The 13,834-nt window shown below is 58.5% G+C and carries 14 protein-coding genes; 4 read left to right on the top strand and 10 right to left on the bottom strand.

Annotated elements, in window-relative coordinates; genetic code table 11:
• Nucleotides 1-26: 26 nt before the first annotated feature.
• The 4 genes from ASH01S_RS01910 to ASH01S_RS01895 all read right to left on the bottom strand — a co-directional run bounded on the left by ASH01S_RS01910 (nt 27) and on the right by ASH01S_RS01895 (nt 4,436).
• Nucleotides 27-1,388 carry an ABC transporter substrate-binding protein gene (locus ASH01S_RS01910; RefSeq protein WP_067922589.1) on the bottom strand — a complete coding sequence of 454 codons (1,362 nt, stop codon included), beginning with the start codon at nt 1,386-1,388 and terminating at the stop codon, nt 27-29.
• A 66-nt stretch (nt 1,389-1,454) separates the two neighbouring features.
• A complete protein-coding gene (locus ASH01S_RS01905; RefSeq protein WP_067922586.1) occupies nt 1,455-2,168 on the bottom strand; it encodes a glucosamine-6-phosphate deaminase in 714 nt (237 codons plus the stop codon).
• 55 nt (nt 2,169-2,223) lie between these two features.
• On the bottom strand, nt 2,224-3,537 hold the full coding sequence (locus ASH01S_RS01900) for a family 4 glycosyl hydrolase (protein WP_067922583.1): 1,314 nt from the start codon (nt 3,535-3,537) through the stop codon (nt 2,224-2,226).
• Nucleotides 3,538-3,818: 281 nt separating this feature from the next.
• Nucleotides 3,819-4,436 (bottom strand): TetR/AcrR family transcriptional regulator, encoded by a 618-nt coding sequence (locus ASH01S_RS01895; protein ID WP_067922580.1) that lies wholly within the window; start codon nt 4,434-4,436, stop codon nt 3,819-3,821.
• 121 nt (nt 4,437-4,557) lie between these two features.
• Here ASH01S_RS01895 and ASH01S_RS01890 point away from each other — a divergent pair, with 121 nt between their 5' ends.
• Both ASH01S_RS01890 and ASH01S_RS01885 read left to right on the top strand, forming a co-directional pair.
• Entirely contained in the window at nt 4,558-5,124 is a 567-nt protein-coding gene (locus tag ASH01S_RS01890; protein WP_067922577.1) for a cysteine hydrolase family protein, read from the top strand.
• Between the two features lie 155 nt (nt 5,125-5,279).
• A complete protein-coding gene (locus tag ASH01S_RS01885; RefSeq protein ID WP_373278539.1) occupies nt 5,280-6,446 on the top strand; it encodes a multidrug efflux MFS transporter in 1,167 nt (388 codons plus the stop codon).
• Nucleotides 6,447-6,524: 78 nt separating this feature from the next.
• Here ASH01S_RS01885 and ASH01S_RS18270 read toward each other — a convergent pair whose 3' ends face one another.
• Nucleotides 6,525-6,725, bottom strand: coding sequence for a hypothetical protein (locus tag ASH01S_RS18270; RefSeq protein WP_157066941.1), 201 nt, complete (start codon nt 6,723-6,725; stop codon nt 6,525-6,527).
• A 150-nt stretch (nt 6,726-6,875) separates the two neighbouring features.
• On the opposite strand from ASH01S_RS18270, the gene ASH01S_RS01880 reads away from it, so the two are divergent.
• Both ASH01S_RS01880 and ASH01S_RS01875 read left to right on the top strand, forming a co-directional pair.
• Nucleotides 6,876-7,505, top strand: coding sequence for a YidC/Oxa1 family membrane protein insertase (locus tag ASH01S_RS01880; RefSeq protein ID WP_067922569.1), 630 nt, complete (start codon nt 6,876-6,878; stop codon nt 7,503-7,505).
• Nucleotides 7,506-7,586: 81 nt separating this feature from the next.
• Nucleotides 7,587-8,552 (top strand): aminoglycoside phosphotransferase family protein, encoded by a 966-nt coding sequence (locus ASH01S_RS01875; RefSeq protein WP_067922565.1) that lies wholly within the window; start codon nt 7,587-7,589, stop codon nt 8,550-8,552.
• Nucleotides 8,553-8,654: 102 nt separating this feature from the next.
• On the opposite strand, the gene ASH01S_RS01870 is transcribed toward ASH01S_RS01875, so the two are convergent.
• The 5 genes from ASH01S_RS01870 to ASH01S_RS01850 form a co-directional block, all read right to left on the bottom strand.
• A complete protein-coding gene (locus tag ASH01S_RS01870; RefSeq protein ID WP_067922560.1) occupies nt 8,655-9,269 on the bottom strand; it encodes a nitroreductase family protein in 615 nt (204 codons plus the stop codon).
• A 92-nt stretch (nt 9,270-9,361) separates the two neighbouring features.
• Entirely contained in the window at nt 9,362-10,753 is a 1,392-nt protein-coding gene (locus tag ASH01S_RS01865) for an MATE family efflux transporter (RefSeq protein WP_245628893.1), read from the bottom strand.
• 154 nt (nt 10,754-10,907) lie between these two features.
• Nucleotides 10,908-12,104: a glycosyl transferase gene (locus tag ASH01S_RS01860; RefSeq protein ID WP_067922557.1), complete on the bottom strand. Its 1,197-nt coding sequence runs from the start codon at nt 12,102-12,104 to the stop codon at nt 10,908-10,910.
• A complete protein-coding gene (locus ASH01S_RS01855; RefSeq protein WP_067922554.1) occupies nt 12,079-13,296 on the bottom strand; it encodes a glycosyltransferase family 4 protein in 1,218 nt (405 codons plus the stop codon). The genes ASH01S_RS01860 and ASH01S_RS01855 overlap by 26 nt, the downstream gene beginning before the upstream one ends.
• Entirely contained in the window at nt 13,293-13,532 is a 240-nt protein-coding gene (locus tag ASH01S_RS01850; RefSeq protein WP_067922551.1) for a hypothetical protein, read from the bottom strand. The genes ASH01S_RS01855 and ASH01S_RS01850 overlap by 4 nt, the downstream gene beginning before the upstream one ends.
• Between the last annotated feature and the right edge of the window lie 302 nt (nt 13,533-13,834).

Below are 13,834 nucleotides of genomic sequence, written 5' to 3'. Positions count from 1 at the left end.
CCGCCCGACAGGAGCGCTCTTCCTAGTCATTGCGAACTGGAAAGCGCCTCTTGGCTTTGGACCTCGTTTGCTGCCACCTTCAGGTTGTATTCCGGAGTACCCTGTCCGAGCAGCGCGTCATGCAAGCGGGCGCTAATAATATCCGACCATTGCACGTAGCCCGGAGCGTTCGGCCGGTTCACCCCATATTTGAACTGTTCGTCAAACTTCAACAGAAGACCCGATTTGTCTGACGAACTGAGCTTCGTATACAAGGCTTGAACAGACGGATACTGGCCCTCCTGTTTGTATTCCATCGTTTGATATTCGTCGCCTGCAATCCATTTCAAGAAGGCGAGCGCAGCTTCTTTGTGCTTGCTCGTTTTCATGATCGCCAGACCCTCGGAGCCCGTGCATGCCGCGGAGGTCACCTGTCCCTCCCCAGGAAGCAATCCTACAGCCCACTTCCCGGCGATTTTTGACTGCTTCGGATCGTTCAGATTATCCCCTTCCTCCCAGTTGCTCATCATCGCTATTTTCCCGGCCATGAATGCGTTGGCGACGTCTTGTTCATCCCATTGCAGACTGGCCGGGTCCACCGTCCCGCTTTTCATCAGGGTGACCATTTCTTTTAATCCTTGCAGGCCGCCGCCTGTGTCGAAAATCGGCTTGTTGTTTTTGTCGAAGAATGCTCCACCGTAGGCTCCGAGGAAGCCCACGTAGTCGCATGTCAAGCTTTCAGCCTGCTTCCAGGACCAGCCGGAAGCATAGATGCCTTTCCCGCCGAGCTTACTCTGAATTATTTTAGAATCCTTCAGGAATTCATCATATGTTTTTGGCGGACGATTGGGGTCGAGTCCCGCTTCCTTAAACAGCTCCTTGTTCCAAAACAAGTGCTTGGAACTTGAGAACCAGGGAATACCCATCAAATGTCCGTCATAAGAGGCAGCACTGAGCGAGGAGGGAGTAAATTTGTCCTGGACATCCTTTGGAATCACATGGGTCAAATCCACGGCAATATTGCCCTTGTAATATTGCCCGGCCCAAATCGTGTCCATTTCGACCACGTCGATATCAGAAGAACGAGCCATGGCTGCTGTGGTCACTTTGTTGTAGACCGAATTGTAGTCGACACCGATTTCCTTTACCTTAATACCAGTATCCTTCGTGAACTGCTTCAGTAGCTTGCCCCGAATGCCATTGGTATCGGTCCACAGCACGGTGATGGTTTGACCCTTCAGGGACGGATCGCTGGTACCTGACCAGCTCAGGCCATTGGATGAACCTTCGGCGTTTTGACCGTTCGAGTCCGAGTTGCCCCCGCCGCTGGTAGTCGGCGGAGCACCTCCGCAACCACTGACGAGAAAAAGGCCAACAATACCGGCTGCCACCACTGAATGTCTCTTCATAGTTCTTCTACCCCCTTAATATGGACAAGTTTTTATATGCGCACCCCTGTCTCCTCACACCGCCGACTACAGGCGGCTTGCAGCCTCTTCATCCAGCAGGAGGAGACAGTTTGGGTGTTGGCGAAACCAACTGGCCGGAATGTTCTCGCTGATGTCCCCGTGAACTATGCGATGCACGATGTCGGCCTTGTGCCGCCCGTTCGCCATCAGGAGCACAGATTTGGCATCGAACAGGGAAGCAATGCCCAAGGTCAATCCTCGACTTGGAACATCCAGCCACCCCGAGAGCCGAGCGCGCTCCATCGTCGCCTCGGCAAGCTGAGCGACATGCGCGCGCGAATCACGAGGCGTTCCCGGCTCGTTAAAGCCAACATGACCGTTGGTGCCAATGCCCAGGACACACAGGTCAAGACCACCTTCGTCTCTGATTGTTTGTTCGTATTGGTTGGCTGCGTCTTCGGGTGAGGTTTTCATATCAAATGTGAACCTTTGGGACGGACTCAAACCCAATCCGTCGTATAACTGAGTGCTTAGGGTATAGAAGCACGTCCTTGGATGACGCAGCGGCAATCCCACGTATTCATCCAAAGTAAAGGCCTTGAGCTTGTCCGCATTGAGTTCACCAGTCTGGCTCCGTCGGACAAGCTCCTTGTATGTCTCCACAGGGGTTTTCCCGGTCGCAAAGCAAATCTGAGAGGTTCGACCCGTCAATATGTGATCCGCTATGACGTCCGCTGCGGTGGTTGCAAACTCTTGCTGGCCGACCACCTTGATGTTCATCTGTATCCACCTCCGGTCGACAATGAAAAATGCGTTCAAACCTGAAGTGCCTGCATCACGGAGCCATCGACTGCTGAAATTGAGGAAGATACTCGCGATGGACCGCCAGCAACTGGTCGAGCGTAACTTCTGCAGCCCTTAAACTGTCAACAACGGGATCTACCAGCAGTGCCTGCAGGGCGGCACGTCGGTCCCCCTCAACCGCCGCCTTAACCACCAAACGCTGCACATTGACCTGCGTGTTGCACAGGGCGGCGATGCCGTCAGGCAGCGCTCCCATCGTCAAACCTTGAATGCCGAAACCACTGACCAATGCAGGAACCTCGACAATTGCGTCGGCAGGAAGGTTGGTTATGCATCCGTTGTTCGCGATATTGACGGCCAACACGTACTCATTTCGATTCCCTGCAATCGCCCGAATGATATCAAAAGCAATTTCACCCGACGGTTTTGTCAGCAATTCTCCGAGCGGCTTTCTGCCGTCGGCCCAGGCCTCAATCTCCAATTGCCGCTGTTTACGATAGGCTTCGGCTTGGTCAAAGTTGTATCCCTCCATCCCCACCAACTCCCATGCATAAGGCAGGTACTCTCCCACATGATCGTCGGTGGGCGATGGCCAGTAGCCAAAGTGACGGAACAATTTCCGACTGAGAAGATCCACCCCCCAAGGTCCCACGTCGTTCTCTGGCAATTCCCGTTCCCGACGCCGAAGTTCGGGATACAGGTCCTCACCGGACTTTGCATCGCGTATATCCATCAGCCAAAGCAGGTGATTCACGCCAGCAGCCTTAACGTCAATCTCCGTCGGATGGCGGCCAAGAATGTTGGCGACACGTTCTCGGCCCATGAATACACCGTGGCACAGTCCTACGGCCTTGATGTTGGTATATCGATGAACCGCCATGATGATTCGGCTTTCGGGATTGGTGAAGTTAATCAAATAAGCATCGGGGCAAAGTTCTTCCATGTCACGACAAATATCCAGGATAATAGGAATATTTCGCAAGGCGTGCGAGAGTCCGCCAGGCCCGCCGTTTTCCCCAAGCACCTGGCGAAGTCCGTTGGCTTTTGGAATTTCCCAATCTTTCCGCCACAGCTCATCTCGTCGTACGGCCACGGATGTGATGACAAAATCCGCCTCCGGCAAGGCCTCCCGGCGATTTGTCGTAGATTGGATGATGAGACCCGTGCCGGCTTCCTCGTTCATCCGGTGTGCCAGTTTCAACATGACTTGCAGACGAGGTTCATCCGTGTCCACCAGAACCAGCGTACTGCCCTGAAGGTCTGTAGTCTGCACTGCGTCCTGCAAGGCCCCCAGTCCGAACGAGGCGCTGCAAGCGCCAATGATGACGATCTTCACGGGTCTCATACAAGCCAGCACTCCTCTCAAGTAGGAATGGCTTTTGTTTTTTCTCAACATGAAATAACTTGACTTTAAATATAGCACGGCTATTCTACTTTTACAACAAATAATCTTTTGGTTTTGATATTTGGTTTTGATAAGATAATAGCCTCGTGAAATAGAGACGCAGTCTATGTGACCCAGGAAAATGAAAGTAGGTTTCATTTTTTCTGTATTTTCATACAAGTAAGGCCCATTGAGTTTCTCTTTTGGTTACTCCATGGGTCACCTGAATGCAGGTTTGGCCGTCAGACCTGAGATTGGGGTGGAATAAAGGTCAAACAGAGCTGCTCCAAAATCTCCTCGGGCGAAAGGCCCCGCACCTCTCTTTGGAACAGATAAGAATCACTGGTCAAAGCTGTCATCAGCATATCCGCGCGGAAGGTACTGTCGGCTGGGGTCTGCTCGGTGGCACTCATCTCGTCGAACAGCCGGACGAGGATAGGATGCAAATCGTTATAGAAGGCGCTCCGCGCTCGGTTCCTGGGTCGATGGCTGGACCCGGAGTCCTCGACCCCTTTCAACAACTGCGCTTTTGTCTCGCGGAAACGGATGAACAAGCTGAGAATCCCCTTCAATCGTTGGCCGGCCGAATCGGTCCCATGCTCGTTCAAGAACGCCTCAATGTCCTCGAACAGCAAAAAAATGTTGTCCTTGATGAGGTCCAGGCACAATTCGCTTTTGTTTCGATAGCGGCGGTAGAGCGTTCCGGGGCCAATTTGGGCCTCTGTGGCAATTTGATTCATGCTGACTTGTTCAACCCCGTATTGGTCAAACAGCCTGAGCGCCGCGTTCAGTATGCGCTGGCGATTCTCGGCTGCATCACGACGTTCAGAACGGGTGCGGATTGTCTCCGCGTCATGCACAGTATCATCACTTCCTGAAAATCCGATTGCCAAGCGCCCTTGACTAGCGGAGAAGTCTCCGGTTAATATCAAGGGGAGAATTCTCCACTTAATGGTAACACAGAAACGAGGAGTGTGCCACATGATGCCGAATCGTAACGCTGCCCTGCTGGTCATGGATGTGCAAAACGGGATTGTATCGCGTTTTGCCGAGAACAAGGAAGTCCTGCTGCCATTCCAACGAGCCGTGGAGGCCGCGCGGCAACACGGCATTCCGGTGATCTTCGTGCGCGTCGCGTTTCGCGAGGGCTATCCCGAGGTCAGTCCCCGCAACAAGTCGTTCTCCGCAATTTCCGAACGCCCGGGAATGACTTACTCGGATGCGGCAACCCAGATTCACGAATCCGTACAACCGCGGCCGGACGAACCGGTGGTGACAAAGATTCGTGTCAGTGCGTTCGCTGGCAACGACCTTGAGGTTTTGCTCCGGGCCCGCCAGATCGACACATTGATTCTCAGCGGTATCGCCACCAGCGGCGTCGTTCTGTCAACCTTGCGGGAAGCAGCGGACAAAGACTTCGCGCTAACGGTGCTGGCGGATGCTTGTCTTGACGCCGATACTGAGGTGCACCGTGTTCTCATGGAGAAGGTGTTCCCTCGGCAAGCGGATGTGCTGACCGTGGACGACTGGATCAAAACCTTGGATTGAATATCGAGCCCTTACAACCGGCGCGGCGACAACGACGGGCCATGAACCAGCATGGTCCGTCAGGCTTGTCGCTGTACCCAACCCTAGGGTGAGCAGAAGGCAGGTCTTCATCCATGCCGATATGGAAAAGGAATTTATTCGTTTGCTGGTTTGGGATGTTCGTCACCAGTATCGGGATGAGCCAGATTGCTCCGGTGCTGCCACTGTACATACGGCACCTCGGCGTTCACGATAAGGCTCTCATCGACCAATTTTCCGGGATTGCCTTCGGTATCACTTACATCGTTTCAGCTGTGTTTTCACCAATCTGGGGCAAGGCCGCCGATAAATATGGGCGAAAACCGATGCTACTGCGGGCCAGCCTGGGTATGGCCGTGGTGATTTTCAGCATGGGTTTTGCCCAGAATGTCTATGAACTCATAGGGCTTCGATTGCTGCAGGGCGTCATCACCGGCTACGGCACAGCCTGCACCACGTTGATTGCGACTCAAACGGACAATGAACACGCCGGATGGGCCCTGGGCACGCTTTCCACAGCCAATATCGCCGGGTCTCTGCTTGGACCCACCATCGGCGGCTTTATTGAAGACAACCTCGGCATGCCGGATGTGTTTTTCATCACCGGCGCACTGCTGCTGATTGCCTTTATCACGACCGTCTTGTTCGTCAAGGAGTCGTTTACCCGTCCAGGCAAAAAGACGCTCAGCACCAAGGAGATATGGGGCATTCTCCCAGAAAAAAGCCTGACACTGATCATGCTGGCGACCTTTTTTGTGATCAACCTGTCGTTATATTCGGTTCAGCCCATCATCACCGTTTATGTCGGCGAGTTGTCCCACAATGCCAGTCATGTGGCGCTGTTGGCCGGGATCACATTCTCCGTGACGGGACTGGCCAATATCATCGCCGCTCCCATATTGGGAAAAATCTCTGACCGATTCGGAGCCCACAGAGTCATATGGGTGGCGCTGGCCGTGGCCGGGATCGTATTTATTCCGCACGCCTTCGTGCAAGACGCCTGGCAGTTAATGGTGCTTCGCTTTGTGTTTGGATTGGCAGCGGCAGGGCTGAGTCCCTCTGTCAACACCCTCCTGAAGAAAATCACACCGGGATCGGTCACAGGCAGGGTGTTTGGCTTCAGCATGTCGGCCGGGTACTTGGGCGTATTTGGAGGCTCCGTCTTGGGCGGGCAAATCGCAGCCTATATGGGGATCCCGTACGTGTTTCTCATCACAAGCGCACTGTTGCTGATGGATGCAGTCTGGGTTTATTTTCAGGTGTACAAGAAGCTGCCCGTCTCTTCTGTGCAATCCATGGTCTAGAGGCGGCGCTACTCCCAGCGCATCCGCCGCGGCCTGCAGAATTCCTCTGCTGGACGTGGGTCGAGCGTCCTAGTAGGCTTATGGCAAACCACGATGCGAAGGGGTGAGCGAGTTGGACACGTCGGTTTTCTCGTTGCTCCCGCTGCTGCCGATTCTCGTGGGACTGGCGAGCCTGGTGTGGAGTTGTGTCCGCTCGCCCGCCCCGCGGATGACGTACTCCCGTCCGGTCGGAGTGGTGCGCGTCGCCCGTCCCGGCATGACAACGCAAGTCTCGCCCATCCTTCGCATCCTGCGCACGACTCGCCGAAAATTGGCGGGGCCTGGTGACGACGACGAGGGGCCTCTCCATGCATGCGCCGTCAGCGCGTCACAAAAAACGCACATCTGGAGACGCACATGTTCACGCATGCATGGAGGAGGCCGCAGGGAATGTACGGATCGATTGAATCGCTTTTGCATCATCTGCTGTTCGCCATGGCGACCTACACGCACGATTGGGGCCTGGCCATCATCCTGCTGACGGTGGCCGTCCGGCTGTTGCTGATGCCGCTGTCGATGCGGATGCTGAGAAACATGGATAAACAGATGGCGGTGGCCCCGCATCTGCGGGAACTGGCCGCCAAATGGAACGGATCGAAGGAAGGACTGCTGACCGCGCAGCAGGATCTGCTCAAGCGGCACGGAGTGCGGCGCAGTTCGTCCGTGCTGCTGCCGCTGCTGCAGGCGCCGGTGCTGTACGTGGTTTACCAGTTGTTTCGCACCTTGAACCATCCGGTGACGAGCATGCTGGTGCCCTGGGTGCCGCTGACCGCGGTAGATCCCTGGCACATTGCGCCCCTTGTCGCGGCGGTGCTGCTGTTCCTCGCCGGCTTGGTCAGCCACCGCCCGGCGCGTCTTGGCGCCAAGATCCCGGGCGCCGTCATCAGCGGCCTGGTGAGCCTAGCCGTTTTGTGGCAGGCGCCCGTGGCGGCTGCCATCTACTACGCTATCTCCGGGCTGTGGGGCGCCGGTGAGCGATGGGTGTATGGCCACTTGGCGCCGAAGGCAGCTGCGGCGTGACGAGAGTGATGCGCGCCCCGGCGCGCAGTCGACATCTGAGCCGGCGCATGAAAGCGCGTGGAAGGGACGGGAGGAAGGCTGGTGCCAAACGACCATTGGGAGCCCGATTGGTTGGACATCGCCAGCCCGCTGTCGATCGAAGTGCAGCGGGTGCAGCCCATAGCGTGCACGGCCCAGGCGACGGTGGTCCGTCTGGTGCCGAGGCACGGACTGCCGCTGATTGTGAAAGCCTCGCACAACCATGCGGCGATTCGCCGCGAAGCCGCGCTGTACGAGACGTGCGTCCGCCACCTGCCCGTGTGCGCACCGCAGGTGGCCGGAAGCGGACAAAGCTGCCAGTGGGCGTGGATTGCCTACCGGGACGACCAACTGGTGCCCATCACCACGCGCCGCCACGGGATCCTGCTGGCGGTGGCGGCGGCTGCCCGGTTACATCAAGCGGACCTCCCGGCGGGCGAAGCCCGGGTGGCCCTGAGCTCGCACACCCCCGATTTGGCGGAGGTGCTGCGCCAAACCCTCGCGGTCGATCCGGCCGTGTTCGCGGCTACCATGGCCGCGGGCGGTTGGGCGTCGGCGGCGCGGCGGCAGGTATGTCAGCTCCACCGACGGATGGAATCCTGGGGTGAGGAATTGATGCTCCGGCCGCGCGTGCTCTGCCATGGCGACTTGCACCTGGGCAACCTGATGTGGTCGCGGGCGTATCGGCAACCGGCCGTCATCGACTGGGAGTTCTTACACCCGGACTACGATTACTTCGATCTCTTTCAACTCCTGGACGCCACTAGTCCGACGACCCCGCTTTGGCGTCCACTCGGCCGCAGGCGGGTGCTGCTGGCGTATGCGCGGGCACGCTCTGACCTGCGAGAGCGAACGGCGACTTGGCTGCGCGGGTATCTCCGGTTTGCGGCCATCCACCTGCTGTGGATTGCCACGCGCATCCACGCGGACAGAGAGACCGCCCGCCACCCCGAGGAAGAGCTGAACCGGCAAGAGAGGGAGACTTACGCCGGTCTGCTCTCCATCGCCCGCGAATTGCGACGCCTGTAGAGAAACAGCCACCGACAGAGCCTGTCGGTGGCTGTGTGTTGTCCCGAGGTGAGGCGAGAGGGCGGGCCTGCCTGCGCCTGGGCACTGGCTGGTTATCGATCCTCAGCGAAACACCTTGACCCTATCTGTCAGCGGCTGAAACTGTTTTTCACCGGCCGGAGCGGTCGGCTTGCCAAACGGCATCTGGGCAATCAACTTCCAGGCCGACGGCAGGTTCCACTCCGCTTTCACCTGTTCGTCAATCAGCGGGTTGTAGTGCTGCAGGCTTGCCCCGAGACCGGCGGCCTCAAGCGCCATCCAAATCACCAGCTGATGCATGGCGTTGGTATGTTGCGACCAAATCGGGAAGTTCTCCTGATACAGCGGGAACTGCTTCTGCAGGCCTTCAATGACCGCCAGGTCCTCAAAGAACAGCACAGTACCATGACCCTGACGAAAGCTGTCCATCTTCTGCTGCGTCGAAGCGAACTGGTCCGCAGGCACAACCGCCTTCAGCACATCGGTCGTGATGTCCCACAGCCGCTCATGCTGCTTTCCCAACAACAGCACGACGCGCGTGCTCTGCGAGTTAAAGGCGGACGGGGTATGTTTTACCGTTTCTTCAATGATATTCTGAATCTCCTCGTCCGAAATCGGCGATTCCGCACTGATTCCGTAGATAGAGCGGCGGTCGCGAAGCGCAGCGAACAGGTCCTTGGTCACCGTCATGGTTGTCATCTCTCTCCACTCCTCTTGTCTGTTTAGCTCACTTTTAGCTTTCAACACACCTATTGTATATTACTAACTATACGTAAGTCAACCGGATCCTCTCACACGGAAGCGCTGGGCGCCGTGGGCTGATGGGTGCCGCGTTCGCGGGCGCCCTGTGATTTCGTGACCATAAGTTCCCAACGAATGGACAAGTACCGCCACAGATTGGCCACCGCGATGCCCACCAACAGCGTGCACAGAGCCAGCCAGGCGCCCGCTTGTCCCCAATCCAGCACACGGGTCACGACAATCGTCATCGGAATGAACAACAACCAATTCAGGATGAGCGACATCCGGAAGAGGAATGTCGTATCCCCCACCCCGCGCAGGCCACCGGACAAGACAATGCCGCCGCCATCAAACAGCTGGATGAAGGAAGCGATATGGATGAGCGAGACGGCCAACAGCGCCACTCGAGCGTCGGAGGTGTAGATGTGAGCTGCCGGCAGGGCGAACAGCCACAGGCAGATAGAAAACAGCGCCATGAACATGAGCCCCAGCAACAGCGTGTGCAGGCCCACCGTCTTCGCCGCCTGCGGCTGGCCGCGGCCAATCTCCTGACCGACGGCCACGGTGGCCGCCATGCCAAAGCCGTTGGCGGGCATGAACCCGAGCGACAGAATATTGAGCGCGATTTCATTTGCGGCAATCGCGTCGGTGCCCAGGCGCGTGATGCAAGCGGTGAACACCAACATCCCCAGGCTCATGGACAGCTCCATCACGCTGAGCTTGACACTTTCCACCAAAATCAGGCGCACTTGACTGCGGGCCATGGCCAGCCACGTTCGGGTGTGAAACTGGGCGTGATAGCGGCCGTAGTACACCGCGATGCTGGCCGTAAAGCCAAGAAACTCTGTGGTCACCATGCTCCACCCGGCGCCGACCAGGCCGAGATCCGGAAGACCAAAGTGGCCGTAGGTAAGGCCATATGTCAGCACCACCAAAAGCACATTGGTGGCCAGCGAGATGTACATCGGTGTCTTGGTATCGCCGACACCGCGCATGTAGGCGTAGAACACGTTGGTCAACAGCGTGAAGGAAAAGGCGATGAGACGTGCCTGCAGGTAGGGTGCCCCAAGCGCCGCCAAAGGATGATTGAGCCCCATCGCCACCAGAACGGCGTAAGGAGCGAAAAAACTGGCGAGCACTACGCACACGGACAAGCACGCCGAGATGCAGAGGGCTATCTGCGTTCGCTCGTTGCCCTCCCGCATCGTCTTTTCTCCGTAATTCTGCGACACCAGATAGTTGACGGACTCGTTCAACCCCGCGAACAGCGCCCAGGTGTTATACATCCACACATTGCTCACGCCGACAATGGCGATTGCGCTCGGTCCCAACCGGCCCACCAGGATGAGCGTGATCATCCCGGTCAATGTCATCGAAGAAAACGTGGCGATGGACGGCAGCGCGAGCTTGAGAATGTGTTTCCACAGCTGTACGACGGTCACGCAATTCCCCACCCCGCTGTAAAGTGCGTCCCCATCTTATCACGGAACTGGGGGATTGCGATATGGCTTGGAACACACAAAAACCCACCGGCATCGCCGGTGGGCCGTGAGCGCGTCAGCGGAATCGACGTTCGAGGATGAATCCATGGCTCGCTCAGACGCTGGCCGCCGTATCGGAGGTGTACGCCAGGTCGTGGCGCCCACCCGCCAGGTTGAGCGATGCAGCGTACGCCTCGGTGAACAGGTAGGATAAGGTCGACTCGGCGCCGCGATTCGGGTTGGCTCCGGACGGTGCAAGCCCGTCGCAGCAGCTGCCATCGGACGGATCGGCCATGGGCAGATTGAGGTCGTTGTCACCGTGAAACCAGTCCAACGACCGTCGCACGATCTCCCGCCAACGCTCGTCGCCGGTCGCCAGGTAGGCCTCCCGCGCCGCCAGCGCCAGTTTCATCACGTCGACCGGTTGCTGGTCCCAGTGCGCCCGCCACTCGCGGGTGCACCAGCCGCGGTTGCCGATGGGCCGGATGCGTCCGTCTTCGCCGCTCATCTGCTGGACGAGAAAATCGAGGCTCGCTTCTGCAATGCGCTGCGTCGTTTGCCGCCCGCCGACCCGCCAGGCCAACCACATGGCCCACGGCAAGAGTCCGTTGGAATAGTTAAGCTCGGACTCAAACCAGCGCCAACCGTCATCCGCTTCGGCCTGGTACGCGTTGGTCAGCCGCCGCTCCCACTCCTGGACCTGGGACGTCAACTGTTCCCTCGTCAACCCCCACGCCTCCAGCCGCTGCGGCTGATTGTCTCCGTTGGCATCCCCCAAGAGATCAAAACGGACGCCATGGGCTCGCCGCGTCGGCGTCAGGCCGGTGTGGGCCAGGAGCAGACAGCCCGCGGCCAGCGCCCACGCCAGCCCGCGCATGCGACGGAGTTCCGATGCGGCTGGCAGCGCCCGGCGCAGAACTTCCGCAGCCACCTGTCTGCGGGCTTCGTCGGACAAATGCACAGAGACCACCGCCGCTGCCCAGAGTGAGCGGCCCAGACAATCCTCGGACCGTTCTTCGGGTTCCGGCGTGCGGTCAAAGCGAATGTTGTTCTGGAACCAACCGTCTTCCTTCTGCGCCCAGAGCAGGAAGGCCAGATACCGGTCCAGCAGGCGGTACAGCAGGCTTCGCTCAGCCCGGCAGTCCTCAGGCAGCTGGGCCAGCCACTCCACGCACAGCCAGATGGCGCGCGCGTTGTCGTCCGTTGAGTATCCCTCACGCCTGCGCGGGATACGGCCCAGGCAGTGCTCCAGCAACCCCGTGTCGTCGGTCAAGCGCTCCAGGTGGTCAAATCGAATCGCTGACGGAGACAATTGGTTTCACCTTCCCTTTCACCTGCGGTGCCAGCGTCGCGTCACCAACTTTCTCGCCGCACACTGTGGCCAACAGCTTGAGGTACTGCGCCGCCACCCGCGGCCAGTGGGTTGCCTGGCCGATTTGGCGGATCTTCTCTTCCAAGCGGCGCAGCGCGGTGTCATCGCCGAGCAGGCGCCGGAGCGCCGCCTCCCATGCGGACACATCGCCGTACGGGAGCAGCAGCTCGTCGCAGCCGGCGAGAAGGTCGCGGGCGTGCTCATACGGTGTCGAGAGCACTGGCCGCCCAAGCCCCACCGCGTAGGCCAGGGTGCCACTGGTGATCTGCTGCAGCCCCGGATAAGGAGTGAGGTACAAATCGGAAGCCATCAGGTAGGCGACCAGATCCTCTTCGCTGATGTATCGGTTGACCATGCGCACGTGCCCGTCCAAACCCAGCTCGTGCACCATGCCCAGCAGCTCTTCGCGGTACGCCTCCCCTTCGCGTCGGCGCACTTCCGGGTGCGTCTGGCCCGCAATCACGTACAGCGCGTTTGGCACGGCCCTGACCACGCCCGGGAGCGCCCGCAGCACCGACTCAATGCCTTTGCCGCGGCTGAGCAGACCAAACGTGAACATCACCTTGCGTCCTGCAACCCCGAGCCGGCGCCGGATTTTCGCCCGCTCTTCGCGCTTGGGCTTGGGAGATCCGTGCGGAATATAGACAATCTTCTCCTCCGCAATCCGGTACGCGTTCGTCAAATACGGGATGGCCCGCCGGTTCATGACGACGATGGCGTCGGAACGGTCGGCCAGCTCCTGCTGGATGGGCCGATAAGGCGGCTGGGGGTTTGGAAAAATGGTGTGAAACGTGGTGACGAGCGGCTTGCGCAGCGCGCGGACAAAATCCAGCACATACTCCCCTGCCTCGCCTCCGAAGATGCCGAATTCGTGCTGCAAGATCACGGCCGACACATCGCTCTTGTTCAGCTTCTCGGCCATCTTGGCATAGGCCGCCCGGTCAGCCGCGGGGAGCGGCCAAAAGTTGGGCTGGCTCCGGTACGCGGCGCCGTCATCGTTAACCATCACGACAACCACATCACCGTCGCGGCGTCGGCTGGCGGTCATGATGCTGTGCCGCAGGTGTTCGGTGAATGTGGCGATGCCGCAGCGGCGGGGCGGATAGGTGCTGACGTAGGCAAGGTTCTTCATACCCGCACCGCCTCTCCGCCTCTGCCGACGGCGGCGTGCGCGAGCGGTTCTGCGGCTGGCACCCTAAGCCCCTGATAGGCCGCCCGGGTGCATCGTCCGATGCCCTGGTTCATTCGTTGACGGAAGTGTGAATGCGGCCCGGTCCGGTGGACCCCCGGAGCCACCGGTTTGGCCAGACTGCCTCTGTGTGTGTGCAGGCGGGTACCATGCCCGCTGGCAAACAGCAGCGCCTTCATTTTTCCCATCCCTCCATTTGGTTTCGAGATCAGTGTTTCCACAGATACGAATTCCGAAATAGACGAATGAAAAAATGAGAAGCGATGAATGGGAGAAAAAATCAGCCGCGTCCCGCGACCGGAGGAAAAAATGGATGCCGCCGACTCGACCCTGCACCACCCTCAGCCAAGCGCGACGGTGCGCGTATCCTCGACACCTCAATCAGGCGGCTGCGACACGGCCACTTAGCACTCAATCAAGATGTCTGCTAATAAGTATACATAACCTGACGGGTTGGACGCAAGTTTTATGTCGACAATAG

The organism is Alicyclobacillus shizuokensis NBRC 103103 (assembly GCF_001552255.1).
GTDB classification, from domain to species: Bacteria; Bacillota; Bacilli; order Alicyclobacillales; family Alicyclobacillaceae; genus Alicyclobacillus_G; species Alicyclobacillus_G shizuokensis.
This window is presented reverse-complemented; position numbering and strand designations above follow the sequence as displayed.